Source organism: Rhodococcus sp. AB351 (genome assembly GCF_049538275.1).
GTDB lineage: Bacteria > Actinomycetota > Actinomycetes > Mycobacteriales > Mycobacteriaceae > Rhodococcus.
In genome coordinates this window covers 145,929-171,810 of record NZ_JBMVFW010000002.1, presented here as the reverse complement: position 1 = coordinate 171,810, position 25,882 = coordinate 145,929, and the positions used below count along the sequence as shown (strand labels likewise).

Here is a 25,882-nt window from a genome sequence, read left to right as displayed (position 1 = left end):
GTCTGTTCTCCCAGATGGCGCACTGGGGGATGTTCTCGGCGCAGGCACGCGACGGCGAGGTCGTCGCCGTGCGCCCCTACGCCGGGGACCGCGACCCCTCACCGATCCTGGGGAACATCCCCGGATCGGTGCGGCACCGTGCTCGCATCGCCGGCCCGGCCGTGCGCCGCGGCTGGCTCGAGAACGGACCGGGACCGAGCTCACGACGCGGCGACGACGAGTTCGTCGCCGTCTCGTGGGACGAACTCACCGAGATCCTCGCGGGCGAACTGCAGCGTGTGAAGGACCGGCACGGCAACCGGGCGATCTTCGGTGGCTCCTACGGCTGGTCCGCACCCGGCCGGTTCCACCACGCCCAGAGCCAGGTGCACCGCTTCCTGAAGATGTTCGGCGGCTACACCCGCTCGGTGCACTCCTACTCGCTCGGCGCAACCGGCGTGATCATGCCGCATGTGGTGGGCACCCACTGGAAACTGTTCGCGCGCTCGACCTCCTGGGAGGTCATCGCCCGCGAGACCGATCTGATGGTGTGCTTCGGCGGGATCCCGCTCAAGAACACCGCCGTCAACGACGGCGGCACGAGCGATCACCCCACCCGCGACGCCCTCGACCGGATGCGGGCCCGCGGCGGACGGATCGTCTCGTTCAGCCCGATCCGCAGCGACGTGCACGGTGAGCACGAGTGGCTCGCGCCCCGGCCGGGCACCGACGTCGCGATCATGCTCGCCCTCGGCTACGTCCTGGCCACCGAAGGCCTCGCCGACCGCGAGTTCCTCGACCGCTACTGCACCGGCTACGACCGCTTCGAGGAGTATCTGCTCGGCCGCACCGACGGCGTCCCCAAGACCCCCGAGTGGGCCGCCGGACTGTCGGGCATCCCGGCCGGTACCCTCGTCGACCTCGCGCGGCGCATGGCCCGAGGCCGCACCCTGGTGTCGGTCACGTGGTCGCTGCAACGCGTGCGGCACGGCGAGCAGGCGCCCTGGGCAGGCGTGACCCTCGCCGCGATGCTCGGCCAACTCGGCGTTCCCGGAGGCGGTTTCGGCCACGGCTACGGTTCGATGAACGAACCCGGCCTCGCGCCCGTCCCGTATCCGCTGCCCACCCTCTTCCAGGGCAACAACGACGTCGAGGACTTCATCCCCGTCGCCGCGATCTCCGACCTGCTGCTGCGGCCGGGGGAGCAGTTCGACTACGACGGGCAACGCCTGACCTTCCCCGACATCCGGCTCGTGTACTGGGCGGGCGGCAACCCCTTCCACCACCACCAGGACATCGGCCGGCTGCGGCGTGCCCTGCAGCGACCCGACACGATCGTCGTCCACGACCCGTACTGGACGCCGATGGCCAAGCATGCCGACATCGTCGTGCCGTCGACGACGGCGCTCGAACGCGACGATCTGACGTGCACGCGCAACGATCCGCTGCTCGTCGCGATGCAGGCCGCCGTCCCGCGGTTCGCCGACGCCCGCGACGACTACGACACCTTCACCGATCTCGCCCACCGTCTCGGTTTCGGCGAGAAGTTCACCGACGGCCGGACCTCGCGGCAGTGGCTCGAGCACCTCTACGAGCAGTGGCGCGGGTTCGTCCTCGCCGACGACCGCCGGATCGAGGACCCACCGCCCTTCGACGACTTCTGGTTCGGCGGACCGGTCCGGATGCGGACCGAGGACGATCTGACGCTGTTCGAGGACTTCCGGTCCGACCCCGAGGCGAGTCCGCTGCGGACCCCCAGCGGACGGCTCGAGATCTTCTCCGCCGACATCGACTCGTTCGGATACGACGACTGCGCCGGACATCCCACCTGGTACGAACCCGACGAATGGCTCGGCTCCTCGCGGGTCGAGCGGTTCCCGCTGCACCTGATCGCCAACCAGCCGGCCACCCGCCTACACGGGCAGCTCGATCACGGTTCGGTGAGTCAGGCGTCGAAGATCCGTGGCCGCGAACCGATCCGGATGCGTCCCGACGACGCGGCCGCGCGAGGTCTGGAGGCCGGCGACATCGTCCGCGTCTTCAACGATCGTGGTTCGTGCCTCGCCGGGGTGGTCCTCGACGACGGCCTGTTGCCGAACGTCGTCCAGCTCGCGACGGGAGCGTGGTACGACCCGCTGGATCCGTCCGATCCCGGATCGATGTGCGTGCACGGGAACGCGAACGTGCTCACCCCCGACGTCGGCACGTCGTCGCTGTCCCACGGCTGTACGGGGCAGCACGTGCTCGTCGACGTCGAGCGGTTCGACGGCGAGCTGCCGCCCATCCGGGCCTACGATCCGCCGGTCGTCCGGCAGCGCTGAGCGGTCACAGGCCGAGGGACGCCTGGACCTCACGCAGGGTGGCTGCCGAGGCGGCCAGCCCCGCTTCCTCCTCCGGCGACAGCGGCACGTCGAGCACGGTGTGCGCGCCGCGCGCGTCGACGACGGTGGGAAGCGAGAGGCAGACGTCCTGCAGGCCCTGCCGCCCGGTCTGCAGCGTCGACACCGCGAGTACCCGGCGCTGGTTCCGCAGCACGGCCTCCACGATGCGGGCACTCGACAGTCCGATCGCGAGATTCGTGGCGCCCTTGCCGCGGATGATCTCGTAGGCGCTGCGCACGACCTCCTCGAAGAGTTCGGCGCGGGTGTCCGGACCGAAGACCGGGCGTCCGTCGACGGCGAAGGACTCCACCGGCACACCGCCGATCGTCGCACTCGACCACAGGGCGACCTCCGAGTCGCCGTGTTCCCCGACGACGAACGCGTGGACGTTCTCGACCGCGACGTCGGCGCGGTGGGCGAGCAGGTACCGCAGCCGGCCGGAATCGAGCACCGTGCCCGACCCGAAGATCCGGCCGTCCGCGATGCCGGTCGCCGCGATCGCGGCGCGGGTGACGATGTCGACCGGATTGCTGACGAAGACGATCACCGCCTCGGGGGAGACGGACAGCAGACCGGGAGTCAGGTCCCGTGCCAGGGCGACGTTCGCGGCCGCGAGATCCAGGCGCGACTGGCCGGGATGCTGCTTGGCCCCCGCGGTCACGACGATCAGATCGGAACCGGCGGTGACGGCGATGTCGTCGCTGCCCTCGATCCGGCACGACGGCGCGAACTGGGTGCCGTGGTTCAGGTCGAGGACCTCCGCGCGCACCTTCGCGGTATTCGTGTCGTACAGCGCGATCGCGTCTGCCGACCCCCGGAGCAGACATGCGTACGCCACCGCGGTGCCGACGCTTCCGGCACCGACGACGGACAGTTTCGTGTGTCGCCGGATTCTCGTACCCGTCTCGCTCATGCGAGGAATTGTGGCGTATACCGGCCGCTCGGTCGGTGACCTCGGGCCACATGATTCGGTCCGTATCAGGGCATTCCCTGCGGGCGGCCGGCCCGCCGCGAGGGCGGCGATGCGACTGCTCGAGGAGATCTACCCGAGCCGACCTGCCACTGTCCCGCAGCCGTTAGCCTCGGGACATGGCCGAGACCCCCTTCGATGCCGTCCTGTTCGACTTCTCCGGCACCCTCTTCCGGCTCGAGGAGGACGAGAGCTGGCTCGCGGACGTCACCGACCACGAGGGCAGACCCTTCGACGTGCACCGGCAGGCCGAACTCATGCGGCGGCTGACGCAACCCGTCGGGCAGCCCGTCGAGATGGACGCCGACGAGCACCACGCGTGGACCAACCGCGACCGAGAGCCGCGCTGGCACCGTGAGGCCTACCTGACGGTGCTGCGCAAGTCCGGCGTGGCCGATCCCGAGCAGGCACAGGCGCTCTACGAGAAGGTGACCGACCCCGACTGCTGGACCGTCTATCCGGACACCGTCCCCGTCGTCGAGGCACTCGCCGGCGACGGCATCGCGGTCGGCGTGGTGAGCAACATCGCCTTCGATCTGCGGCCGGCCTTCGCGCGCCTCGGTATCGACGACCTGGTGTCGGTGTTCGCGCTCTCCTTCGAGGTGGGCGCCGTCAAGCCCGAGCCGGAGATCTTCCGCTACGCAGTCGACGCACTGGGCGTCGACCCGCAGCGCACGTTGATGATCGGCGACAGCGAGAAAGCGGACGGTGCCGCCCGGTCGATCGGATGCGCGTTCGAACTCGTCGAACCGGCACCGACCGCCGAACGGCACGACGCGCTGTGGACCGTGCTGGCCGCGGCCGGGATCACTCCGACGGAACCAGGCGCAGGGAGATCGAGTTGATGCAGTACCGCTTGTCGGTGGGCGTCGGGTAACCCTCGCCCTCGAAGACGTGCCCGAGATGGCTGTGGCACGTCGCGCACACCACCTCGATGCGCCGCATGCCGAGCGAGTTGTCCTCGCGCAGGATCACGGAGTCGGAGTCGGCGGGGTCGAAGAACGACGGCCACCCGCAGTGGGAGTGGAACTTCTCGGTGCTGCGGAACAGTTCGGCACCGCACGCGCGGCATTCGTAGATGCCCTCGGTCTCGGTGTCGGTGTACTCGCCGACGAAGGGGCGCTCGGTGCCGGCCTGCCGCAACACGGCGAATTCGGCGGGAGTGAGCTTCGCGCGCCATTCCTCGTCGGTGTGGACGACCTTGGGTGCGGGTTCGGATCGAGGAGCAGACGTCATGATCTCCACGCTAACCGCGGTCGGCGCACGCGTCACGTCTGCACCGGAAGCAGCGGGTCACGTCCGTGCCGGCTGTTTCTCCTCGAGCAGGTGCGACGGCTCGATACCGTCCGCCAGGCGTCCTTCCCGCTTCGCGGCGAGGTAGCGGTCGAGCAGGACGGCGAAGACGACGATGAGCAGCAGCGACCAGCCGAAGGTGGTCTTCATGTACTCCGCCGCGCGCCCGGCCTCCACCCATCGGCTCGACAGCCACGAGTCGTAGCTCAGGAAGCCGTAGACGGCGAGCCAGGCGGGCCAGTTCCGCATCACGGAATTAGGCAGCAGCACCGTCATCAGCAGCGGGAACAGCATCATCGAGTAGTACATCTGGCCGAGCGATCCGAGCAGGAACGAGGCCGCGAGCAACACACCGCCGGCGGTGCACACGAAGAACACCTCGTCGTGGCGGCAGTAGCGGTAGAGCAGCCACACCGAGACCGCGACCATCACCGCGAGCACCGCCCGCAGGCCGAAGACCAGCCAGGTCGGGAGCCCGTAGTACATGCCGTTGCCGACGATCGCGCTGTTGAAGTAGTCGCGGGACTCGAGCAGGTACGGCACGGTGTGTTCGACGAACTGCCACGCGTCGACCGACAGGGGCCACGCGATGATCGTCAGCGCGATCGGGACGCCCGCGGCGGTGATGAAGACCTTCCACTGTCCGCGCACGAGTGGCAGGAACAGCAGGGGCGCGAGGATCGGTTTGACGGCGAAGGTCAGGCCGAGCGCAGCTCCCGCCCACAGATCACGGCGTTTGAGCAGCAGCGTCAGGAAGGCGATCTCGCCGAGCAGGACGAGACCGTTGATGTTCGTGAAGACGAGCGTGTTCGTCACCGTCTCGGAGGCGAACGCGGCGAAGACCAGCACCGGCGCGATCGGCGAGTCGAGCCGCAGACCGAACATGCGCAGCAGCAGGTACAGCGCGACGAGGATCGCGATCGCATTGGCGAGGATGAACAACCACCGCGACCGTTCGGGGTCGATCACCGCGATCGGGGCGATCAGCAGCGTGCCGGAAGGTGGGTAGAGATAGTGGGGATCGACCCACTGGAACTCGGCGGTGTACACCGGCCGGCGGTTGAGGAAGGCCAGCGCCGCGTTGTAGACCGGGGTGAAGTCGTCCGTCCGGAACCCGTTGACCGCTTTGATCACGACCCGGTGCAGAACCGTCAGTACGGCAAGGGGCCACACCACAGCCTTGACCACCTCGGCGGTCGTGCGTGCGGTCCGGGGTTCGAGACTTCTGAGGAACACTACGGCACGGTACACCGCGGGCCTGCGGACCCGTGCACACGCCCTGACCCCGTGCCGGGAAGGTTCACGCGGGGCACAGGCTCCCGTTGGGCGGAAGTTCCCCCTCGGACAGATAGGCCTCCACCCGGGCCTGCACGCAACCCGAGTGCAGGACTGCCGAATAACCGGCGCCCTGCCACGACAGTGACGCCCAGGCGATACCGCCCGCGGTGAGCACACCGGTCACCGACTCCACGCCGGCATTGCCCACGACCGGGTCCGCGGCCCCCGAGGAGACGAGCACGGGCACGTCGAGCGCAGCCGGCAGCGGCGGGGGAGGCAGGCTCGGCCACGCCGCACATGCCGTCAGGCCCGTCGCAAGGTCCGCGCCGTAGAGCGGATACAGGGTCGACCAGCTCCGGGCGAGATCGCCCGCATGGGTCGGGGTCGGCCACCGCTGTCCGTCGCTGCACCGGGCGACGAACTGACCGTCCGTCGAGAGCCTCTCCTCGGCCGCGCCGACCAGTTCGATGAGCGGCATGACATCGCCGTCCCGTGCCGCCGCGAGGACGTCCGCCACCTCACGGACGCGGCCCTGCAGATCGCCGCGCGGCGTGCCGAGGACACCCGTCAGCGCCGTGAGGAACGAGTTGGCCGAGACCGGCGCGAGGTCACCCTCGGTGGCCTGCTCGTGCAGATCCTCGATCGCCGCGCGGGGATCGTCGCCCAGGGCGCAGTCGAGGGCGATGCACTGCCGCGTGAAGGCATCGACGGCGGCCTCTGCCCCGCGGGCCTGCGACTCGGCCATGAGCTCGGCGTCGGCGGTGGCCGCGGCGGGGGAGTCGAGGACCAGGCGGCCGACCGCGCCCGGATAGGCGGCGGCGTAGGCGAGCGCGACCGTCGCACCGTTCCCCACGCCGAGGAGGCCGATCCGGTCCACGCCCCACGCCTGGCGGAGGCGCTCGATGTCGTCGGCGGCGTGCGATGCGCCGAACATCAGCTGCTGGGGCTGCAGGTAGTCGGTGCACGAGACGGTCGCCTGTCGGCCCAGATCGGCGACACGTTCGGGTGCATCGCCGGTGCGGCCGAATTGCCCGAGATCGCCGAGACCACGACGGTCCGCGGGGAAGATGCAGTCGATCGCGAGCGAGTTGCCGATTCCGCGCCGATCCACCGCGACGATCGGGCGCATCGCCAGTGCACCGGACATCGGACCGGTCGCCATGCCGGTCAGTGCACGCGAGGACGCGATGTCGGCGCCGGTCGTGAGAACCAGCGGCGCCACGTCGGTGGGGGTATCGGGCAGTCGTGCCCGCATGACCGCCAGCGGGAAGGTGCCCGTCACGGTGCCGGCCGCATCGATCGGGGCGACGACCTCCGCGCACTCGAGAACCAGGCCCTGAGGGCCGGGCAGTGCGTCGAACGAGGAGAGTGTCTCGTCGGTGCAGTTCCGCCACGCCGGTTCGGCCGACGGCACCGGGAGGTCGGGCACCTCGGTCTCGTCCTGCGGGGTCCTGTCGACGGCGACACCGGGATCGTCGCGCACCACGGCGACGTCGGGACGTATCGACGGTCCTGCTCCGCACGCGGTCGACGCCGCGGCAACCGTGATCAACATCGCGGCGATCACTCCCGATCTGCGCATGCGCACAGCCTGCCAGGTTCACCGGCGGACGCGTGCAACCGGTGGTGGAGCGGCCGATCCGAAGTGTCCTCCCAGTGCATGACGCCGAGGTGAACGCCGTGTGAAGTAGGTCGCAATCCGGATTCGAGTGAGGATCCGAGCATGGTGCGGTCGTACCCTGGGCTAATGCACGAACGTCTCGTCGACCGCAATCCGGTGGTGCCTGCAGACCAGTTGGTGGCGCAGATGGTGCCCCCCGCGATGTTCGACGAGGTGAGCTTCGAGTCGTACATCCCGGATCCGAACGAGCCGAGTCAGGCGGCTGCGGTGAAGACCGCGGCAGAGTTCGTCGGCAAGATCGGGAAGATCCGCGGCGGCAAGCGCGGCCTGTTCGGCCGCCGCTCCCAGCCGCAGGGTGCCGGCCTCTACCTCGACGGCGGCTTCGGTGTGGGCAAGACCCACCTGCTCGCCTCGATCTTCCACAGCGCACCCGCCCCCAAGGCCTTCGGCACGTTCGTCGAGCTCACCCACGTCGTCGGCGCCCTCGGGTTCAACAAGGCCGTCGAGGAGCTGTCGAGCCACAGCGTGCTGTGCATCGACGAGTTCGAACTCGACGATCCGGGCGACACCATGCTCGTCTCGCGTCTGCTGACCGAACTGTCGGCCCGTGGCGTCTCGATCGTCGCGACCTCCAACACGCTCCCCGGCCAGCTGGGTGAGGGACGGTTCGCGGCACAGGACTTCCTGCGCGAGATCAAGAAGCTCGCGTCGATCTTCGAGACCATCCGCGTCGACGGCCCCGACTACCGTCACCGCGACCTGCCGCCCGCACCCGATCCGGTCGACTCGGCCGAGCTCGCCGAGCGCGCCGAAGCGATCCCGGGCGCCACGCTCGACGACTTCGACGAGCTGTGCGCGCACTTGAGCACGCTGCACCCCTCGCGTTACGGCAAGCTCGTCGAGGGTGTCCCCGCGGTCTTCCTCGAGGGCGTGCACCCGGCGAAGGACCAGTCTGTCGCCCTGCGTCTGGTGGTCCTCGCCGACCGCATGTACGACGCGAGCATCCCCGTGACGGTCTCCGGCGCCAAGCTCGACGAGATCTTCACGCCCGAGATGCTCGCCGGCGGTTACCGCAAGAAGTACCTGCGCGCGACGTCCCGTCTCCTGGCGCTGTCCCGCTTCGAGGTCGCCGCGGGCTGATCGCATGCCCGGCGCTCGTGCGCGCCGGGTCGTCCTCATCCCATCACCGGCTCACTGCCGGGAGTTTCGTTCAGAGGGTGCGCTGCATGACGAAATCGTCGTGCGTCTGCGCGCCCACGACGAACGTGCGCGTGCCCACCACCTCGAAGCCCTGCTTCTCGTAGAAGCGCCGGGCGCGGGTGTTCTCCTGGTTGACGCCGAGCCACAGGCCCGCCCGCCCGAGCGTGCGGGCCCGCGCGACGATCGCGTCCATGAGCGCCGCGGACACCCCGGAACCGTGGTGACCCGGCATCACGTACAGCTTGCTGATCTCGATCGCCGGCCGTGCCGTGAGCATCGCATCGATCGCCGGATCCTCGGGAGCGGCGTCCACTGCCATCAGATAGCCGACGATCTCCTCACCCGCGCGCGCCTCGAGAACGATGCGTTCGGGGGAGGACAGGTACTCGGCGAACTTCTCCGCGCTGAGAGTGCGCTCGATGAAGTCGGCGATGTCGTCCTCGGCGGCGTCCGGAGGGCAGGCGAGCGGGAAGGTCGCGGCGGCGACCTGGGCGATCGCCTCGGCATCCCAGATGCCTGCCTCGTCGACGGAGACCGCTTCTTCGAGTGGTGGCATGGACATGCACACCAGTGAAGCACTCGGACGGGACGATCCTGCAGGTGCCCCGCGTGTCGATGCGAGACGGAGACACGAGCCGGACGTGAGGCGGAAAAGGGTCCGGATATGGCTGAACCCCAGCCTTGGATGGGGGGTCATGGCTGGGGTTCGACACCATCGGGGGGATGGCAACATCCACGCTACATGAGGGATACCTCAGGTTCCAGCCGCACTGGTCACGGTTCCGTCACACGGTCCCGTGTATACGACTTGCACGAAATGTCGGTGCGTTGTACCGTCGCGGCTATGAAGCGCGTACTCGTAGTTCACCGCCGTAGCGGGGTCTGATTCGGACCGACCCCTCGCTGCGGGTCGTTGAGCTACGCGTCGGTCCTCCCTTCTCGTGGAAGACCACTACGAACGATGAACGCCTTCACCTCCTTCTCCGGTTCTGCTCCGATGTTCCCTTTCGGCACTCCTGATGCCGATCCGTTCTTCGCCCGCTACGGGCGTGCCCTTCCTCGCGGACTGCGCGAGGAAGCCTCCGGCATGAGCTGGACGGAGTTCGAATCCACCTACGGTGCCCAGCACGGCCCGGTCCGCCTCGGTGGCTGGACCGCGACGGCCCTGGGTGCGGGGCGCAGCGCCTTCGAGGCGACGATCGCGATCGGCGACACGATCCACACGGCATCCGCCACGACCTGCGGGCCGATCGCCGCAATGACTGCGATGCTGTACGACCTCGGGCTGAACATCGAGATCCTGTCGTTCCACCGCCACGACCTCGGTGGGATGTCCGCGACCTTCCTGTTGTGCCGTTCCGGCGAGCGCACGACCTGGGTGATGGGCACGGGCGAGACCGGCAACGAGTCGTCGCTGCGGGCGATGATCGCGGGGATCAACAAGCTCGGCGCGTGACGCGCCGGTCCGGTGCGGGGGAGTGCCTTCGCACCGGACCACCCGCAGTCGGATCTCTCACCGTGGTGACCCGGACGATCGGCCGGCTCCACGAACGAATGCGTCTCCACGAACGAATGAAGGCCCCCTTCGAAAATCGAAGGGGGCCTTCATCTTCTGTGCGCGATACTGGGATTGAACCAGTGACCTCTTCCGTGTCAGGGAAGCGCTCTCCCGCTGAGCTAATCGCGCCGGCATGGTGATCGCCGGAGTGGAGCGGATGACGGGATTCGAACCCGCGACCCTCACCTTGGCAAGGTGATGCGCTACCAGCTGCGCTACATCCGCATGTGCACGTTGTTTCGGTGAACCGGTTCGACCCACGTGCTGGTCGAACCTGGTGCGCGATACTGGGATTGAACCAGTGACCTCTTCCGTGTCAGGGAAGCGCTCTCCCGCTGAGCTAATCGCGCGAGGTGGAGACGGGAATCGAACCCGTGTGCACGGCTTTGCAGGCCGTTGCCTCACCACTCGGCCACTCCACCGTAAAAGGTCGAGTCCAACCTCTCGAGCGGATGACGGGATTCGAACCCGCGACCCTCACCTTGGCAAGGTGATGCGCTACCAGCTGCGCTACATCCGCATTCGCACCGTTCGGCGTCTTGCTCTCCGTGGTGCGGTTCAAAACAGTAGCCGAGCATCTACGAAACACACAAATCCGCAGGTCAACGGCGGAAAACCGGCAGATTTCGCGAACGTGACGGCTCGATGACCCCATGAGAGGTGTCGAATCAGGCTTCCGAATTCGGCTTCGGGGCCGATCTCGCGTCTCCTGCTCGGGTCGATCCCGCCGGCGGTCGCGCCCTCCGGGGCCTCCCGGGCGGAGGGGCGTGCCGCTCCGGGTGCCGACTCCTGCCCGCCCGCGTGCGCGCGCGTGCAGCGCCCGGACGCGCTGCACGGAACATCGCATCGAAACGCTACGACCAGGCGATTCGTGTTCGTGGCGGGAGCGTGTTAGTGTTCCATCTCGTTCGAGCCGCTGCGAAGCGGCCCGGTCCCGTGGCTCAGTGGAAGAGCGTCCCGTTCACACCGGGGAGGTCGCTGGTTCGATCCCAGCCGGGACCACCGAGATCGACAGTGACGAAAGGCACCCCCGCAGGGGTGCCTTTTTTCGTACCTTGATGAAATCGTTGAGCGTGCGTGGCGCCCGGTCGGGCGGGTCGCCCGCGAGCGCTTGTTTCCTTCGAACCGCAACGGCCCCATCGGGCTCGACCACGCGTGTCGTGTGGGCACAGCTGTGGTGCTTGTGGCCGAAGTGCGCATAGTGATGGCAGGATCGTGGTCGTCGAGGAGGACACGTCCGGATGAGCGTTGCGGACAGCGAATGGCCGGTCGTGGGGGCGACCGGAGCGAGATTCGGATCCGGTCGGTCCCGTCGGCGTCGGCGGCCGGCGGATCACGCCGTGCCGGTACGGAATCACCGCGAGCCGGGCCCCGTCGTGGACGAGGTCACGGCAGCCGAGGTGTACCGGCCCGCAGCGCAACCGGTCGACACAGCGCAACCGGTCGACAGAGCGCAGTCGGTCGGAGCAGCGCAGGCGGCCGGCCGGAATGCGGGCACCGGGACCAGTGTGGGAATCGAGGACATGAACCAGCCAGAGACGTCGTCGTTCGTGCGCCCGTTCGTACGGAGCGGGGGACGCACCCGAGCCGAGGTGGAGTTGCCTCTCGAAGTGCTCGTGTCGGCCGTCCCCTCCGCGATGGGCAGTGAGTCCGGTCCGGCGATGGACGAGCATCGCCTCGTGCTGGCGTTGTGCGCCCAGCCGAGATCGATCATGGAGATCGCGGCCCTCGCGCAGATCCCGCTCGGTGTCGCCCGCGTGCTCGTCGGCGATCTCGCGGCGACCGGCGAGATCACCGTGCACCGCACCGCCGACAAGGTGGGACCGAACGTCGAACTGCTCGAACGGGTACTGACGGGTCTCAACCACCTCTGAGGACTTCACGGCTCCCTGTGTTCGCGGTCCGCGCGGATGTCGATAGCATGAGGAAGTTGCCGTGTGCTCGCGGTCGTCGACCGCAGCACGTGCCCGGCGACGACCACGTATCAGGCATCGAGCCGAGGAGTCCGTCACAGTGACCACGCCCGCATCCGCGAAACCAGCCACGATCGTCCGGGTGCCCGCGGGGACCACTGCGGGCGCGGCGGTCCGTGACGCGGGTCTGCCCACCAAGGGACCCGAGACGATCGTGGTCGTCCGCGACTCCGAAGGCGCGCTGCGCGACCTGTCCTGGACGCCCGAAGCGGACGTCGAGGTCGAGGCCGTCGGCGCCGACACCGACGACGGCCGCAGCGTCATCCGCCACTCGGCCGCCCACGTGCTCGCGCAGGCCGTGCAGCAGGAGTTCCCGGAGGCCAAGCTCGGCATCGGCCCGCCGATCCGCGACGGCTTCTACTACGACTTCCAGGTCGAGCGTCCCTTCACGCCCGAGGATCTCGCGAAGCTCGAGAAGCGGATGAAGAAGATCGTCAAGGACGCCCAGCGCTTCTCGCGTCGCGTCGTCGACAGCCTCGAGGACGCCCGCGAGGAACTGAAGGACGAGCCGTTCAAGCTCGAACTCATCGACGACAAGGCAGGAAGCAGTGACTTCGAGCCGGACCCCGAGGTGATGGAGGTCGGCGGCAAGGAACTGACCATCTACGACAACCTCAACCCGCGCACGGGTGAGCTCGTCTGGAAGGACCTGTGCCGCGGCCCGCATGTGCCCACCACCAAGTTCATCCCGGCCTTCAAGCTCACGCGCAGCTCCGCGGCCTACTGGCGCGGCGACCAGGACAACGCCGGCCTGCAGCGCATCTACGGCACAGCCTGGGAGTCCACGGAGGCGCTCGACGCGCACCTCGAACTCCTCGCCGAGGCCGAACGCCGCGACCACCGCAAGCTCGGCAACGAGCTTGACCTGTTCTCGTTCCCCGACGAGCTCGGTTCGGGTCTGCCCGTCTTCCATCCCAAGGGCGGCATCATCCGCCAGGAGATGGAGAACTACTCGCGCCAGCGGCACGTCGAGGCCGGCTACGAGTTCGTGTACTCGCCGCACATCACCAAGGGTCAGCTGTACGAGGTCTCCGGTCACCTCGACTGGTACCGCGACGGCATGTTCCCCGCGATGCACATCGACGAGGAGCTCAACGAGGACGGCACCGTCCGCAAGCCGGGCCAGGACTACTACCTCAAGCCCATGAACTGCCCGATGCACGACCTGATCTTCCGGTCGCGCGGGCGCTCCTACCGCGAACTGCCGCTGCGCATGTTCGAGTTCGGTTCGGTCTACCGCTACGAGAAGTCCGGTGTCGTCCACGGCCTGACTCGCGTGCGCGGCATGACGCAGGACGACGCGCACATCTTCTGCACCCCCGAGCAGATGCGCGACGAGCTCACCAGCGTCCTGAACTTCATCCTCGACCTGCTCAAGGACTACGGGCTCGACGACTACTACCTCGAACTGTCGACGAAGAACCCCAAGAAGTTCGTCGGCAGCGACGAGCTGTGGGACGTCGCGACCGAGACGCTGCGGGAGGTCGGTGAGGCCTCCGGCCTGAACCTCGTGCCCGACCCGGGCGGGGCCGCCTTCTACGGCCCGAAGATCTCGGTGCAGGTCAAGGACGCGCTCGGCCGCAGCTGGCAGATGTCGACGATCCAGCTCGACTTCAACCTGCCCGAGCGGTTCGAGCTCGAGTACACCGGCGCCGACGGTGCCAAGCACCGCCCCGTCATGATCCACCGCGCCCTGTTCGGTTCCATCGAACGGTTCTTCGGTGTGCTCACCGAGCACTACGCCGGTGCCTTCCCCGCGTGGCTCTCGCCCGTGCAGGTCGTGGGCATCCCCGTGGCCGCCGACTTCGAGGGCCACCTGTTCGACGTCGTCGGCAAGCTGAAGGCGCAGGGGATCCGCGCCGAGGTCGACGTCTCCGACGACCGCATGCAGAAGAAGATCCGCACCCACACCACGCAGAAGGTGCCGTTCATGCTGCTCGCCGGCGAGCGCGACGTCGCGGCCGGCGCGGTCAGCTTCCGCTTCCGCGACGGCACGCAGGTCAACGGCGTGCCCGTCGACGAGGCCGTGCGAATCGTCACCGAGTGGGTCCGCCGCCGCGAGAACGCCTCGCCCACCGCCGAACTCGTCGGTTCCGGCGGGGAAGGCAGCCCGTCGTGACGGGCGACCGTACCCCGGGGCCCGCCGACATCCCAGCGACCGACGACAGTCCCGCCTCGATGGTCGACCGCGGCGTGGGGGAGTCCGACCACCTGCAGCGCCTGTGGTCGCCCCATCGCATGTCGTACATCACCGAGTCCCCGCGGGGTCGCGACGAGCCGTACGAGCCCTTCACCGACATCCCCAAGATGTCCGACGAGGAGGGCCTCGTCGTCGCACGCGGCGAACTGGTGTACGCGGTGCTCAACCTGTACCCGTACAACCCGGGTCATCTGATGGTCGTACCGTATCGCCGGGTGGCCAACCTCGAGGACCTGACGCCCGAGGAGAGCGCCGAACTCATGCAGTTCGCGCAGCGGGCGCTCCGCGTCATCAAGCGCGTCTCGCGTCCGCACGGTTTCAACGTCGGCCTCAACCTCGGTGCCGCGGCGGGAGGCTCGCTGGCCGAGCATCTCCACCTGCACGTCGTGCCGCGCTGGGGCGGCGACGCCAACTTCATCACCGTCCTCGGTGGGTCGAAGGTCATGGTGCAGCTGCTGCGCGACACCCGTGCACTGCTCGCCTCGGCATGGGACGAGTGACAGCCCTCCCCGAGTCGTCGCGATCGCAGCGCACGGCCGTGGTGTCGTTCGCGTGCCGATCCGCCGCGGGCCGACTGCGCATTTCCGGCCCTATTCGTGGCAGGATCGGATTCCGGACACAACGGTCGGACAGGAAGACAGGGGTCGCGGGATGCTGAGCTTCTTCGGGCGTGCGTCGGTGTCGAAGGTCACCGCGCCGCTCGGCAAGGCGCTGATCCGTACCGGCCTGACTCCGGACGCCGTCACACTCGTCGGCACCGTCGCCACGATCGCCGCCGCCGTGACCCTGTTCCCCATGGGACACCTGTTCTGGGGTGCGATGGTCATCTGGCTGTTCGTCATGTTCGACATGCTCGACGGCGCCATGGCCCGGGCCCGCGGTGGCGGAACGCGCTTCGGAGCGGTACTCGACGCGACCTGCGACCGGGTCGCCGACGGCGCGATCTTCGGTGGTCTGGCATGGTGGGCCGTCTACCACGAGCAGAGCCGCCCGTTGTTCGTCGCCACCCTCGTCTGTCTCGTGACGTCGCAGGTCATCTCGTACGCGAAGGCGCGGGCGGAGGCGAGCGGACTGTCCGCCGACGGTGGTCTGATCGAGCGGCCCGACCGGCTCGTGATCGTGCTTGTGGGCGCCGGTCTCACCGGCCTCGGGCTCGACTGGGCGATCCACATCGCGATGTGGCTGCTCGTCGTCGGATCGGTGATCACCGTCTTCCAGCGGGTTCTCGCCGTCCGCAACTCCGCGGGTGCGCGCGAACTGCTTCCCATCACGCCCCCGGCAGGCGGGACGACGGAGACCCGGGACGACGGGGGAGCGCAGTGAGTGTCGGCGAGAAGGCGTCCGATCTGGCGTACGCGGGTGGCTGGCGTCTGGTCCGGGCACTGCCCGACGGCGTCGCGCGACGGTTGTTCGACGTCGGCGCCGACTATGCGGCGCGCCGTGGCGGCGGACCGCAGCAACTGCGCCGCAACCTCGCGCGGGTGCTCGGGGTGCAGCCGGACGAGGTGCCCGACGATCTGATCCGCCGGTCGGTCCGGTCCTACGCGCGCTACTGGCGCGAGGCGTTCCGCCTGCCGTCGATGGATCTCGACGCGACCGCGAAGTCGATCGATTCGTCCATCGAGGGCCGTGAGCACATCGAGGTGGCGCTCGCCGCCGGTCGCGGCGCGATCCTGGCGCTGCCCCACAGTGGGAACTGGGATCTCGCCGGCGTGTGGTGCGTCCGCTACTTCGGCGGATTGACCACGGTCGCCGAGCGCCTGCGTCCCGAGTCCCTCTACCGCCGTTTCGTGGACTACCGCGAGGGTCTCGGTTTCGAGATCTTCCCCTCGAGCGGCGGGGAGACACCTCCGTTCGGGGAGCTGGCCGCGCGGTTGCGCGACAACCGGATCGTGTGCCTGCTCGGCGAACGCGACCTCGCTCGCAAGGGAGTCCCGGTCACCTTCTTCGGCGAACCGACCCGCATGCCCGCCGGACCGGCGAAACTGGCCATCGACACCGGTGCGGCACTGTTGCCGGTGCACTGCTGGTTCACCGAGGACGGCTGGGGGTTCCGTGTGGATCCGGAGCTCGACGTGAGCGTCGGGATCGACGCTGCCACACAGGCCCTCGCCGACCGGTTCGCCGCCAACATCGCCGCCCACCCCGAGGACTGGCACATGCTGCAACCGTTGTGGCTCGACGACCTGTCGGAGGCCCGCCGCGCCCGGATGGAGGCGTAGGTGAGGATCGGGATGGTCTGCCCGTACTCCTTCGACGTTCCCGGTGGAGTACAGGCACACGTCGTGGATCTCGCGGAGGTCCTCATCGGCCGCGGGCACGAGGTGAGCGTGCTCGCTCCCGCGTCGGAGACGACGCCCCTGCCGGACTTCGTCGTCTCCGCAGGTCGCGCCGTCGCCATTCCGTACAACGGATCGGTCGCGCGCCTGAGTTTCGGTCCCGTCTCCTACGCGCGGGTCCGCCGCTGGATCAACGACAACGACTTCGACGTCCTCCACATCCACGAACCGAACGCGCCGAGCCTGTCGATGCTCGCGCTCAAGGTGGCGGAAGGGCCGATCGTGGCGACCTTCCACACGTCGACGACGAAATCGCTGGTGCTCAGCACCTTCCAAGGTGTCCTGCAGCCCTATCTCGAGAAGATCAGCGGCCGGATCGCGGTGTCCGAGCTGGCCCGGCGCTGGCAGGTCACCTCTCTCGGCGCCGACGCGGTCGAGATCCCCAACGGTGTCGACGTGCCGTTCTTCCGGCACGCCCCGCTGCTGCCGGGCTACCCGCGACCGGGCCGCACGGTGCTGTTCCTCGGCCGGTACGACGAATCCCGCAAGGGCATGGATGTCCTGCTCGGAGCGTTGCCGGCTCTCGTCGCCCGGCATCCCGACATCGAGATCCTCGTGGTGGGGCGCGGCGACGAGGAGCGGTTGCGGAAGGAGGCGGGGCGCTACTTCCGGCACCTGCGCTTGCTCGGGCAGGTCGACGACGACGAGAAGGCGTCCGCGATGCGCAGCGCCGACGTGTACTGCGCGCCGAACCTCGGTGGTGAGAGTTTCGGCATCGTGCTCGTCGAGGCCATGGCGGCGGGGACGGCGGTCGTCGCCTCCCAGCTCGACGCCTTCCGCCGTGTGTTGCGCGACGGACAGGCCGGTGTCCTCGTCCCGGTCGGCGACGCCGACGCGCTCGCACGTGGCATCCTCGAGGTCCTCGACGACGACGACCGCCGGCAGGCGCTGGTCGACTTCGGATCCACGGTGGTCGAGGCGTACGACTGGCCGGTGGTCGCTGATCAGATCCTGCGGGTCTACGAGACCGTCACCGTCGGTGCCGGCCCGGTGCGGGAGGTCCGGTCGTGACCGTCAGCGCGGTGACGATCCTCGTCCTGTCGCTGGTCGCCGCCGTGGTCGTGGCGATCGGTGTGTGGGCCTATTCCACTGCCAACCGGCTCGACCGTCTCCACGTGCGCTCGGATCTGTCCTGGCAGGCACTCGATGCGGCCCTGGCGCGCCGCGCGGTGGTCGTGCGGAGCATCGCCGCGTCGATCCCCGTCCCGGAGGGGCGCGCACTCGCCCAGCTCGCCGACACCGCCGAGCGGGCCGACCGCGACCGGCGCGAGGAGGCCGAGAACGCGTTGTCGGCTGCCCTGGCACGCCTCGAGACCGGCCGGCTGCGCCCCCAGCTCGTGGCCGAACTCGCCGATGCGGAGGCACGCGTGCTCATCGCCCGCCGCTTCCACAACGACGCGGTACGCGACACCCTGGCGCTGCGCACCCGACGACCGGTCCGCTGGCTGCACCTCGGGGGAACCGCGCCGCTACCCACCTACTTCGAGATCGCCGAGCGGGCGGGTGCGGTCGCCACCGCGTCTCCGGCCGTTCCCGGCACGGCTCCTTCTCCGAGCGCGACCCCTGCCTCCGGCACTGCCACCGCTCCCGTTGCGCGCACCACCCCGGTGCCGGATCGGGCACGCACGTCGGCCCGCGTCGTGCTGCTCGACGAGGACGGCCGGGTCCTGCTGCTGCGCGGACACGACCCGGCGGTGCCCGAGCGGCACTTCTGGTTCACGATCGGCGGCGCCGTCGAACCCGGCGAGGACCTCGCGTCGGCCGCGCTCCGCGAGCTCGCCGAGGAGACCGGCCTGCGGGTCGAGCGCGACATCCTGTGTGGGCCGATGTGGCGGCGCGTGGCCGTCTTCCCGTTCAACGGCGAGGTCCTGCACTCGGAGGAGCTGTTCTTCGCGGTGCGGGTGCCGTCCTTCGAACCCGCAGCGGACGGCTTCACCGATCTCGAGCGGAGCATGCGCCTCGAACACCGCTGGTTCGACGACGACGAACTGCAGGCGCTCGTGCAGTCCGGGAACCCGGTCTACCCGCACGATCTGCCCGAGCTGCTCGACGAGGCGCGGCAGGTTGCGATGCGCCGGCTCGAGCCGGAGATCCGCGCGATCCACTGAGCCCGAGCCGCTCCCCTCACACGAGCGTCGACCGGAACGACCAGGCGTCCTGCAGCCGGGCGTAGAGCCTGCCCGTGGCAACCAGCTCGTCGTGCGTGCCGTCCTCGACGATCCGGCCCCGGTCGAACACCAGGATTCGATCGGCGACCCGCGCACTGTGCAGGCGGTGGGCGATCGTCACCGTGGTGCGTCCACGTCCGATCGATGTCAGCGCCCTTTGCAGGCGCACGTCGGTTCCGGCATCGACACCGCTGGTGGCCTCGTCGAGGACCAGCAGGTCGGGGTCGACGAGCGCGGTGCGTGCCAGCGCGACGAGCTGGCGTTCGCCGACCGACAGCGCCTCACCCCGCTGGCCGGTGCGGGTGTCGAGGCCGTGCGGCAGGTCGCGGGCCCAGTCGTCGAGCCCCAGCTCGGCAAGGATCGCTTCGACGTCGTGCCGGTCGGCTCCCGGACGGGCGACGGCGATGTTCTCGAGGACGCTGCGATCGAACAGGAAGGGATCCTGGGGGACCACGGCGACACGCCGGGCGAGCGACTCGTCGCCGATGCTCGCGACGTCGACACCGGCGAAGCGGACGGTACCGGTCGTGGGGTGCAGTTGCCGGGTGAGCAGCTTGGCGAAGGTGCTCTTGCCCGAACCGGTCTCGCCCACCACCGCGACCTGCTGCCCGGCACCGATCCGCAGGTCCAGCCCGCTCAGGACCGGGCGTCCGGGGACGTAGCCCACCTCGACGGCGTCGATGTCGACGTCGAACATCCCGGGTCGCAGCGGCGTCGCGATCTCCTGTGCGACCGCGTCGGTCTCCAGGTCGAGGATCGCGAGCACCCGGCGCAGTCCCGCCTCCGAGTTCTTGGCGTCGGCCAGTGTGTTGACGGCGAACTGCAGAGGCCGCACGAAGAACGTCACGAGGAAGACGAAGGCGACCACCGTCCCCACGGTGATCGACGAACCCACACCGGAGGTGCCGAGGCCGAGCGCGACCCCGCCGCACATCACCGCGATCGTGATGAGCGTGTCGATGCTCTGGCCGACGGAGAACGAGGCGCTCATCGGCAGCAGCGTGCGGACCTGTGCGTCCGCCGTCGCATCGATCCGCGAATGCAACCGGGTCCGGACCCGCTCGACGGCGCCGGCGGCCCGGATCGTGTCGATCCCGGTGAGGGTCTCCGCGAACGCCGCGTACAGCTGCCCGATCCGCGAGCGCACCACGTCGAACCGGCCCGCGATGATCCGCTGCACGTAGCGGCCGACGAGCGGCACGACGCACGCGACCAGCGCCGCCAGGATCGCCAGCGGCCACGAGTACACCGCCATGACGAGGAACGCGATCGTCATCTGGGTCAGGTTCTGGACGAGGGTCATGCCGCCACCCTGGGCGAACACCGTCACCGCATCGAGGTCGTCGGTGCTCCGGGCGACGAAGCTGCCCTGCGCGCCGGATTCCAGACGGGTGGGAGGCAGCCGCAGGGTGTGGTCGAGCACCCGGGTCCGCAGGGCGGACACGACGTCCTCGACGGTCGAGATCAGACGACGGTTCATCAGCGACGAGCCGACGCCCGCGACCAGCACGGCCGCCATTCCCAGGAGCGCGCACCGGACGACGATCCGGGTGCGCTCCTCGGAGGTGACCGCGGTGAGCAGACCGTGATCGATCGTGTACTGCACCACGACGGGAACGACGATGCGTCCCACCGCCGCGAGCGCGGCGAACGCCAGGGTGGCGGCCAGGCCGGTCCGCACCGACGGGACGAGCCGGGCGACGCGGCGGAGCAACGCGACGGTGCCGAGTCGTTCGGTGTCGATCCTTTCGGCGTCCGGTTGTGCGGATGCGGTGGGGGACACGGTCATCGGGTCGCCCCCTCGAGTTCGGCCGTGCGTGCGTTGTCGTCGTAGGCCGTCACCAGGTCGCGGTAGGCGGGCACCGATGCCGCGAGACCGGCGTGAGTGCCGGTCGCGACCACCTGGCCCTGATCGACGAAGACCACCTCGTCGGCGAGCGAGATCATCGCGGGACGGTGTGCGACGACGAGGATCGTGGTCTCCGATCGTCCCTGCGAGAACTCCGCCCGCAGGTTGTCGACGACGGCACGCTCCACGGCGGGATCGAGTGCGGACGTGGCGTCGTCGAGGACGAACACACGGGGTCGCCGCACGAGTGCCCGAGCGAGGGCGATGCGCTGGCGTTGGCCGCCGGACAACCGCGCGTGACCGTCGCCGATCACGGTGTCGAGACCGTCCGGCAGTTCGTCGACGAAGCCGGCCTCGGCGAGCGCGAGCGCGCGACGGACCGTTGCCTCGTCGATCCCGTCGTCCCACAGGGTGAGGTTGTCGCGCACGGATCCGGCGAAGACGAACGGGGTCTGGGTGACGAGAGCGACGTGTCGTGCCGTGTGACCGGGTGGTGTCGTGGCCAGGTCGACGTCGTCGAGGGTCACGGTGCCCGAGGTGGGCGGGAACAGACGAGTGAGCAGCGCGACGAGGGTGGACTTGCCGGAACCGTTGCGCCCGACGAGCGCCACGATGCGTCCCGGGCGCAGATCCAGGTCGACCGAGTCGACGGCGGGCCGGTCGGCGTCGGCGAAGCGGTAGGAGACGGCATCGGCGCGCAGACGGGCCGGAGCGGCCGAGTGGGGGACGGAGGCCGAGCCGGACGGCTCCGGTTCGGCCTCGGCCAGTACCGTCTCGACGCGGCGGCGACCGACGACACCGGCCGGCAGGACGGCGAGGAAGCGGCCGATGACACCGAGCGGCATGACCATGGTGAGCAGCAGGTAGACGACCGAGACCAGAGCGCCGATGGTCACCGCACCGGCCTCGATCCGCACCACGCCCACGAGCAGGACCACGAGGACCGCGAACGACGGGGTCAGTTCGATGAGCGGGTCGAAGATCGCCCCGACACGACCCGCGGACCGATTGGCCCTCGCGAGTTCGTGTGCGGCGCCGGCGAATCGCCGCGTCTCGTCGTCGGTCGCTCCGAGCGTGCGGATGACCTGGGCGCCGGCGATCGCCTCGTGCGCGAGCGCGGCGACCTCGGCGCGGCGCGACTGCACCTGCCGGGCGCGCGGCGACAGGACCCGTTGGTAGACCACGTTCGTCGCGATGAGCGCGGGGATGAGCACGGCCGCGATCACACCGAGCCGGGTGTCCGTGCGGAAGACCTGGACGAGCACCGCCAGGAGCATGCCGGTCATGCCGACCGCGAACGGGAAGTGCTGCATCGGGGCGTGGGCGGAGTCGGCGTCGGAGACGGCATGGGCGAGCAGGCGACCGGTGGGATGACCTCGGTGCCAGCGCGATCCGGAATCGAGATAGTGATCGGCCAGGCGCGTGCGCGTGCGGGCCAGTCCGCGGAACTGGACGGTGCCTCCCGCGAACGTGCGGGTCACGATGCTCAGGACGCGCAACAGGGCGACGCCGATCAACGCGAGGGCCGTTGCCACGGCGACGCCGGTGGACAGCTCGCCGCGTTCGAAGCTCCCGAGGACGAGATCGTCGGTGGCCGAGCCGATCACGTCGGCGAACAGTACCGTGCACAGGCCGTTGGCGATGCTCGCGCCGATCGCGACCGCCGCGGGGACGGGGAATCGGCGACAGTCCTCGACCATCATCGCGATTCCTGCCCGGAAGGTGGCTCCGCGGAGCGGTTCACGAGCAACAGGGCGGTTCGGTGCCACGGGCATCCCAGCCTTTCGTCGGTTCCCGGACATCCGCGTGAACCCTCGAGGTGAAACGGCGGAGTGCGCCCACGGCCGTGGGCGCACATCCCTCCCATCATGAGCATCGGCAACGATCCGGGCGACGGTTCGAGTCGGCGTGATCGAAACCTCCGGAGCCCGGCCGGGGGAGTGGACCGGCAGCATGCAGTCCAGTTGTTGTCAACTGGCTATGGGGGTGGCTCGGATACGGCCCTAGGCTGGGGTCCGCTGCCCGTCGCCCCGTGCGCCGGCAGTACTCGCCGATCCGTCCACCGAGGAGGAATCCCCATCGTGACCAGCCCCGATACCGCCCCCGTCACCGGCACCGCCCGCGTCAAGCGCGGCATGGCCGAGATGCTCAAGGGCGGGGTGATCATGGACGTGGTGACCCCCGAACAGGCGAAGATCGCCGAGGACGCCGGCGCGGTGGCGGTCATGGCCCTCGAACGCGTGCCCGCGGACATCCGCGCGCAGGGCGGCGTGTCGCGCATGAGCGATCCCGACATGATCGACGGCATCATCGAGGCCGTCTCGATCCCCGTCATGGCCAAGGCGCGCATCGGCCACTTCGTCGAGGCGCAGATCCTGCAGGCTCTCGGGGTCGACTACATCGACGAGTCGGAGGTGCTCACCCCCGCCGACTACGAGAACCACATCGACAAGTTCGCGTTCACCGTGCCGTTCGTGTGCGGCGCAACGAATCTCGGTGAGGCACTGCGCCGTATCAACGAGGGCGCGGCGATGATCCGCTCCAAGGGCGAGGCCGGCACCGGCGACGTCTCGAACGCCACGACCCACATGCGTCGGATCCGCCAGGAGATCCGGCGCCTGACCTCGCTTCCCGAGGACGAGCTCTACGTCGCCGCCAAGGAACTGCAGGCCCCCTACGACCTCGTCGTCGAGGTCGCCCGCGCCGGCAAGCTGCCCGTCACCCTCTTCACCGCCGGTGGCATCGCCACCCCCGCCGACGCGGCGATGATGATGCAGCTCGGCGCCGAGGGCGTGTTCGTCGGATCCGGAATCTTCAAGTCGGGCAACCCCGCCCAGCGTGCGGCCGCGATCGTCAAGGCCACCACCTTCCACGACGATCCCGACGTGCTCGCGAAGGTCTCGCGCGGCCTCGGCGAGGCGATGGTCGGTATCAACGTCGACGAGATCCCGCAGCCGCACCGGCTCGCCGAACGCGGCTGGTGACCGCTCTACCGGGGTGCGTGCAGGGCGAGCAGGGCGACGTCGTCCTGCACGCCCGCCCCGAGCGTCGCGAGCGCCTCGCGGACGGCTCCGACCGCTTCCGCCGCGCTCGTCGGCTTCGATGCGCGGACGTGGTCGAGGAGGCGGTCCTCCCCGAAGCGTTCGCGGGTCTCGCCGGAGACGAGGGCCTCGGTCACCCCGTCGGTGTACAGCAGCAGCGTGTCGCCGGGGCGCAGCGCGAAGGTGTGCTCGACGAGCCGCGGCGTGGGCAGCATTCCGATCAGCTGTCCGCCGATCGTGGGGAGATAGTCGACGTTGCCGTTCGCGCGCACGAGAAGCGGCGGCGGATGCCCACCCGAGGCGAGACGGATGTCGACCCGTCCGGTGTCCGGATCGGGCGCGACCGTGCCGAAGGTGAGCGTGCAGAAGGGAGCTCGCGTCTCGCTGTCGCGTTCGTCGAGCAGGGTGGTGTTGAGCGTCCTGAGCGCCGCGGACGGGAACGTCTCGTAGACCGCCGCGGCGCGCAGCGTGTAGCGGACGATCGACGTCACCGCCGCTGCGCGAGCGCCCTTTCCGCACACATCGCCGAGGAACAGCCCCCACGTGCCGGCGCGCGCGGGGAACAGGTCGTAGAAGTCGCCGCCGACCTCGTCGGGGGACGCGATGTGGTAGTACGCGTCGACCTCGAGTCCCGGTACCGCGGGCAGGCTCGGTGGAAGCAGGGTCGCCTGGAGCGTGGCGTTGATCTTGCGGAGCCGCTCACGCTCGAGTTCCGCCTCGCGACGGGCACGGAGCAGTTCCGTCTCGTAGGCGCGGCGCTCGCGCGCATCGAACAGCATCGTGCGGATCAGCGCGGGCCTGCCCTCGGCGTCCGGCTCGACCACCGAGGCGGCCAGGACCGGAAGCCGGGTCCGGTCGGCACGGACGAGTTCGAGAGCGATCCCGTTGATCTGCCCGTGCATGAGCAGGAGCGGCGCGTAATGGGTCTCGTGGTAGATACGGCCGCCCACGCTGAGCAGGTCCGAGAAGTACCGCTTGCCGACCAGTTCGTCGCTCGGGAACCCGAGCCAGTCCGTCAACGTCCGGTTCACCTCCGTGATCCGTCCGTCCGGGAGCGTCGTCAGGAATCCGCACGGCGCGTTGTCGTACAGCGCATCGCCGTGTCGGATACGGGGATCGAGGGTCCGATCGGTCGTCGCCGTCACCCCGATCGGCGCGCGAACGCCGCGATCGCGGCTGCTGTCTCTTCGGGTGCGCTGAGCTGCGGGCAGTGGCCGGTCGCGTTCAGAGTCACGAGTTCGCTCCCGGGGATCTGCTCGTGAACGAAGGCACCGACCTCGCGCGGAGCGATCGCATCGTGGGCGCACTGGGCGACGAGCGTGGGCACCGACACCGCGGCCAGATCGGAGCGATTGTCGGCCAGGAAGGTCACCCGGGCGAAGACGCGCGCCACCTCGGGATCCGCGCGGCAGAAGATCTCGGCGAGTTCGTCGCCGAGCTCCGGCCGCTCGGGATTGCCCATGATGACCGGCGCCATCGACTCGGTCCAGCCCAGATAGTTCGCCTCGAGGGATTCGAGCAGCTCGTCGATGTCGTCGGCGCTGAACCCACCTCGGTAACCGGTGGCCGGATCGTCGATGAAGCACGGGGACGGCGCGAGCAGCACGAGACCGGAGAAGACCTCCGGGGCAGCGGCCGCCGCGAGGACACCGATCGACGCGCTCACCGAGTGGCCGACGAAGAGCACCGGCCCGAGATCCAGGCTCCGGCACAGGTCCACGACGTCGTCGGCGTAGGTCTCCATCCGCGAATAGCGCTGGGGATCCCAGGCGGTCGCATCGGAGCGCCCGGAGCCGACGTGGTCGAACCGCACCACGGTGAAGTCGGGTTCGAGCAGCGGGATCACCAGGCGCCACAGGTGCTGGTCGCAGCCGAAACCGTGCGCGAGGACGACCACCGGGCCCTGTCGGTTGCCCGTGATCGTCACGCTGTTCCTGCGCACCACATCGGTGACTTGTCGCATTGCACCCCCTCCGTTCTCCCGAGGGTGTCACATTCGGTACCCGATAGCGATCCCGGTTCTCCCACCACT

Annotated in this window: 21 protein-coding genes and 6 tRNA genes; 13 read left to right on the top strand and 14 right to left on the bottom strand. The window is 69.3% G+C overall.

All coding sequences use genetic code 11. From position 1 onward, the window contains the following. Nucleotides 1–14: 14 nt before the first annotated feature. On the top strand, nt 15–2,300 hold the full coding sequence (locus ACPCXD_RS06845) for a molybdopterin-dependent oxidoreductase (protein WP_037191405.1): 2,286 nt from the start codon (nt 15–17) through the stop codon (nt 2,298–2,300). 4 nt (nt 2,301–2,304) lie between these two features. Here ACPCXD_RS06845 and ACPCXD_RS06840 read toward each other — a convergent pair whose 3' ends face one another. Beyond that, nucleotides 2,305–3,273, bottom strand: a complete 969-nt coding sequence (locus tag ACPCXD_RS06840) for an L-lactate dehydrogenase (RefSeq protein ID WP_016694445.1) — start codon at nt 3,271–3,273, stop codon at nt 2,305–2,307. 176 nt (nt 3,274–3,449) lie between these two features. Between ACPCXD_RS06840 and ACPCXD_RS06835 the strand changes: the two genes are divergently transcribed. Next, on the top strand, nt 3,450–4,175 hold the full coding sequence (locus ACPCXD_RS06835; RefSeq protein WP_145691749.1) for an HAD family hydrolase: 726 nt from the start codon (nt 3,450–3,452) through the stop codon (nt 4,173–4,175). Here the strand turns inward: ACPCXD_RS06835 and msrB are convergent. From msrB to ACPCXD_RS06820, 3 genes are all read right to left on the bottom strand, one after another. Continuing rightward, nucleotides 4,138–4,566, bottom strand: a complete 429-nt coding sequence (msrB, locus tag ACPCXD_RS06830) for a peptide-methionine (R)-S-oxide reductase MsrB (protein WP_145691748.1) — start codon at nt 4,564–4,566, stop codon at nt 4,138–4,140. The genes ACPCXD_RS06835 and msrB overlap by 38 nt on opposite strands. 57 nt (nt 4,567–4,623) lie before the next feature. Beyond that, the gene (locus tag ACPCXD_RS06825) at nt 4,624–5,859 is read right to left on the bottom strand and encodes a glycosyltransferase family 87 protein (protein WP_423659006.1); all 1,236 of its coding nucleotides are present in this window, start codon (nt 5,857–5,859) and stop codon (nt 4,624–4,626) included. Between the two features lie 64 nt (nt 5,860–5,923). Beyond that, a complete protein-coding gene (locus ACPCXD_RS06820; RefSeq protein ID WP_229567981.1) occupies nt 5,924–7,483 on the bottom strand; it encodes an alpha/beta fold hydrolase in 1,560 nt (519 codons plus the stop codon). 165 nt (nt 7,484–7,648) lie between these two features. Between ACPCXD_RS06820 and zapE the strand changes: the two genes are divergently transcribed. Continuing rightward, the gene (gene zapE / locus ACPCXD_RS06815; RefSeq protein WP_016694441.1) at nt 7,649–8,662 is read left to right on the top strand and encodes a cell division protein ZapE; all 1,014 of its coding nucleotides are present in this window, start codon (nt 7,649–7,651) and stop codon (nt 8,660–8,662) included. A 70-nt stretch (nt 8,663–8,732) separates the two neighbouring features. Here the strand turns inward: zapE and ACPCXD_RS06810 are convergent, their stop codons facing one another. Beyond that, nucleotides 8,733–9,284 (bottom strand): GNAT family N-acetyltransferase, encoded by a 552-nt coding sequence (locus tag ACPCXD_RS06810; RefSeq protein ID WP_229567983.1) that lies wholly within the window; start codon nt 9,282–9,284, stop codon nt 8,733–8,735. A 399-nt stretch (nt 9,285–9,683) separates the two neighbouring features. Between ACPCXD_RS06810 and ACPCXD_RS06805 the strand changes: the two genes are divergently transcribed. After that, nucleotides 9,684–10,178, top strand: a complete 495-nt coding sequence (locus ACPCXD_RS06805) for an alpha-isopropylmalate synthase regulatory domain-containing protein (protein WP_160876009.1) — start codon at nt 9,684–9,686, stop codon at nt 10,176–10,178. Nucleotides 10,179–10,337: 159 nt separating this feature from the next. Here ACPCXD_RS06805 and ACPCXD_RS06800 read toward each other — a convergent pair. The 5 genes from ACPCXD_RS06800 to ACPCXD_RS06780 form a co-directional block, all read right to left on the bottom strand. Next, nucleotides 10,338–10,409: transfer RNA gene (locus ACPCXD_RS06800), tRNA-Val, on the bottom strand. Between the two features lie 20 nt (nt 10,410–10,429). After that, nucleotides 10,430–10,505: transfer RNA gene (locus ACPCXD_RS06795), tRNA-Gly, on the bottom strand. A gap of 50 nt (nt 10,506–10,555) precedes the next feature. Next, nucleotides 10,556–10,630: transfer RNA gene (locus tag ACPCXD_RS06790), tRNA-Val, on the bottom strand. Between the two features lies 1 nt (nt 10,631). Next, nucleotides 10,632–10,702: transfer RNA gene (locus ACPCXD_RS06785), tRNA-Cys, on the bottom strand. 25 nt (nt 10,703–10,727) lie between these two features. After that, nucleotides 10,728–10,800: transfer RNA gene (locus ACPCXD_RS06780), tRNA-Gly, on the bottom strand. 410 nt (nt 10,801–11,210) lie between these two features. On the opposite strand from ACPCXD_RS06780, the gene ACPCXD_RS06775 reads away from it, so the two are divergent. From ACPCXD_RS06775 to ACPCXD_RS06740, 8 genes are all read left to right on the top strand, one after another. Then, a tRNA-Val gene (locus ACPCXD_RS06775) sits at nt 11,211–11,282 on the top strand. Between the two features lie 239 nt (nt 11,283–11,521). After that, complete coding sequence (locus ACPCXD_RS06770) at nt 11,522–12,154, top strand: DUF742 domain-containing protein (protein ID WP_059381311.1); 633 nt, start codon at nt 11,522–11,524, stop codon at nt 12,152–12,154. Nucleotides 12,155–12,293: 139 nt separating this feature from the next. Then, a complete protein-coding gene (gene thrS, locus ACPCXD_RS06765) occupies nt 12,294–14,372 on the top strand; it encodes a threonine--tRNA ligase (RefSeq protein ID WP_085468071.1) in 2,079 nt (692 codons plus the stop codon). Nucleotides 14,373–14,431: 59 nt separating this feature from the next. Further along, on the top strand, nt 14,432–14,953 hold the full coding sequence (locus ACPCXD_RS06760; protein WP_060653306.1) for an ATP adenylyltransferase: 522 nt from the start codon (nt 14,432–14,434) through the stop codon (nt 14,951–14,953). Nucleotides 14,954–15,104: 151 nt separating this feature from the next. Continuing rightward, complete coding sequence (gene pgsA / locus ACPCXD_RS06755) at nt 15,105–15,776, top strand: phosphatidylinositol phosphate synthase (protein WP_160876013.1); 672 nt, start codon at nt 15,105–15,107, stop codon at nt 15,774–15,776. After that, entirely contained in the window at nt 15,773–16,675 is a 903-nt protein-coding gene (locus tag ACPCXD_RS06750) for a phosphatidylinositol mannoside acyltransferase (RefSeq protein WP_160876014.1), read from the top strand. The genes pgsA and ACPCXD_RS06750 overlap by 4 nt, the downstream gene beginning before the upstream one ends. Continuing rightward, nucleotides 16,676–17,803, top strand: a complete 1,128-nt coding sequence (locus ACPCXD_RS06745) for a glycosyltransferase family 4 protein (protein ID WP_016694911.1) — start codon at nt 16,676–16,678, stop codon at nt 17,801–17,803. It abuts the gene before it with no gap. Further along, complete coding sequence (locus ACPCXD_RS06740; protein ID WP_423659001.1) at nt 17,800–18,900, top strand: NUDIX domain-containing protein; 1,101 nt, start codon at nt 17,800–17,802, stop codon at nt 18,898–18,900. The genes ACPCXD_RS06745 and ACPCXD_RS06740 overlap by 4 nt, the downstream gene beginning before the upstream one ends. A gap of 16 nt (nt 18,901–18,916) precedes the next feature. Here ACPCXD_RS06740 and ACPCXD_RS06735 read toward each other — a convergent pair whose 3' ends face one another. Next, on the bottom strand, nt 18,917–20,749 hold the full coding sequence (locus ACPCXD_RS06735) for an ABC transporter ATP-binding protein (protein WP_229567986.1): 1,833 nt from the start codon (nt 20,747–20,749) through the stop codon (nt 18,917–18,919). Further along, nucleotides 20,746–22,512: an ABC transporter ATP-binding protein gene (locus ACPCXD_RS06730; protein WP_423658998.1), complete on the bottom strand. Its 1,767-nt coding sequence runs from the start codon at nt 22,510–22,512 to the stop codon at nt 20,746–20,748. The genes ACPCXD_RS06735 and ACPCXD_RS06730 overlap by 4 nt, the downstream gene beginning before the upstream one ends. A gap of 378 nt (nt 22,513–22,890) precedes the next feature. Here ACPCXD_RS06730 and pdxS point away from each other — a divergent pair, with 378 nt between their 5' ends. Next, a complete protein-coding gene (gene pdxS / locus ACPCXD_RS06725; RefSeq protein WP_059381317.1) occupies nt 22,891–23,793 on the top strand; it encodes a pyridoxal 5'-phosphate synthase lyase subunit PdxS in 903 nt (300 codons plus the stop codon). Nucleotides 23,794–23,798: 5 nt separating this feature from the next. On the opposite strand, the gene ACPCXD_RS06720 is transcribed toward pdxS, so the two are convergent. Both ACPCXD_RS06720 and ACPCXD_RS06715 read right to left on the bottom strand, forming a co-directional pair. Next, nucleotides 23,799–24,995 (bottom strand): SpoIIE family protein phosphatase, encoded by a 1,197-nt coding sequence (locus tag ACPCXD_RS06720; RefSeq protein ID WP_229567990.1) that lies wholly within the window; start codon nt 24,993–24,995, stop codon nt 23,799–23,801. Beyond that, nucleotides 24,992–25,813, bottom strand: a complete 822-nt coding sequence (locus ACPCXD_RS06715) for an alpha/beta fold hydrolase (RefSeq protein WP_229567992.1) — start codon at nt 25,811–25,813, stop codon at nt 24,992–24,994. Before ACPCXD_RS06715 ends, ACPCXD_RS06720 begins: the two co-directional genes overlap by 4 nt. Nucleotides 25,814–25,882 lie beyond the last annotated feature (69 nt).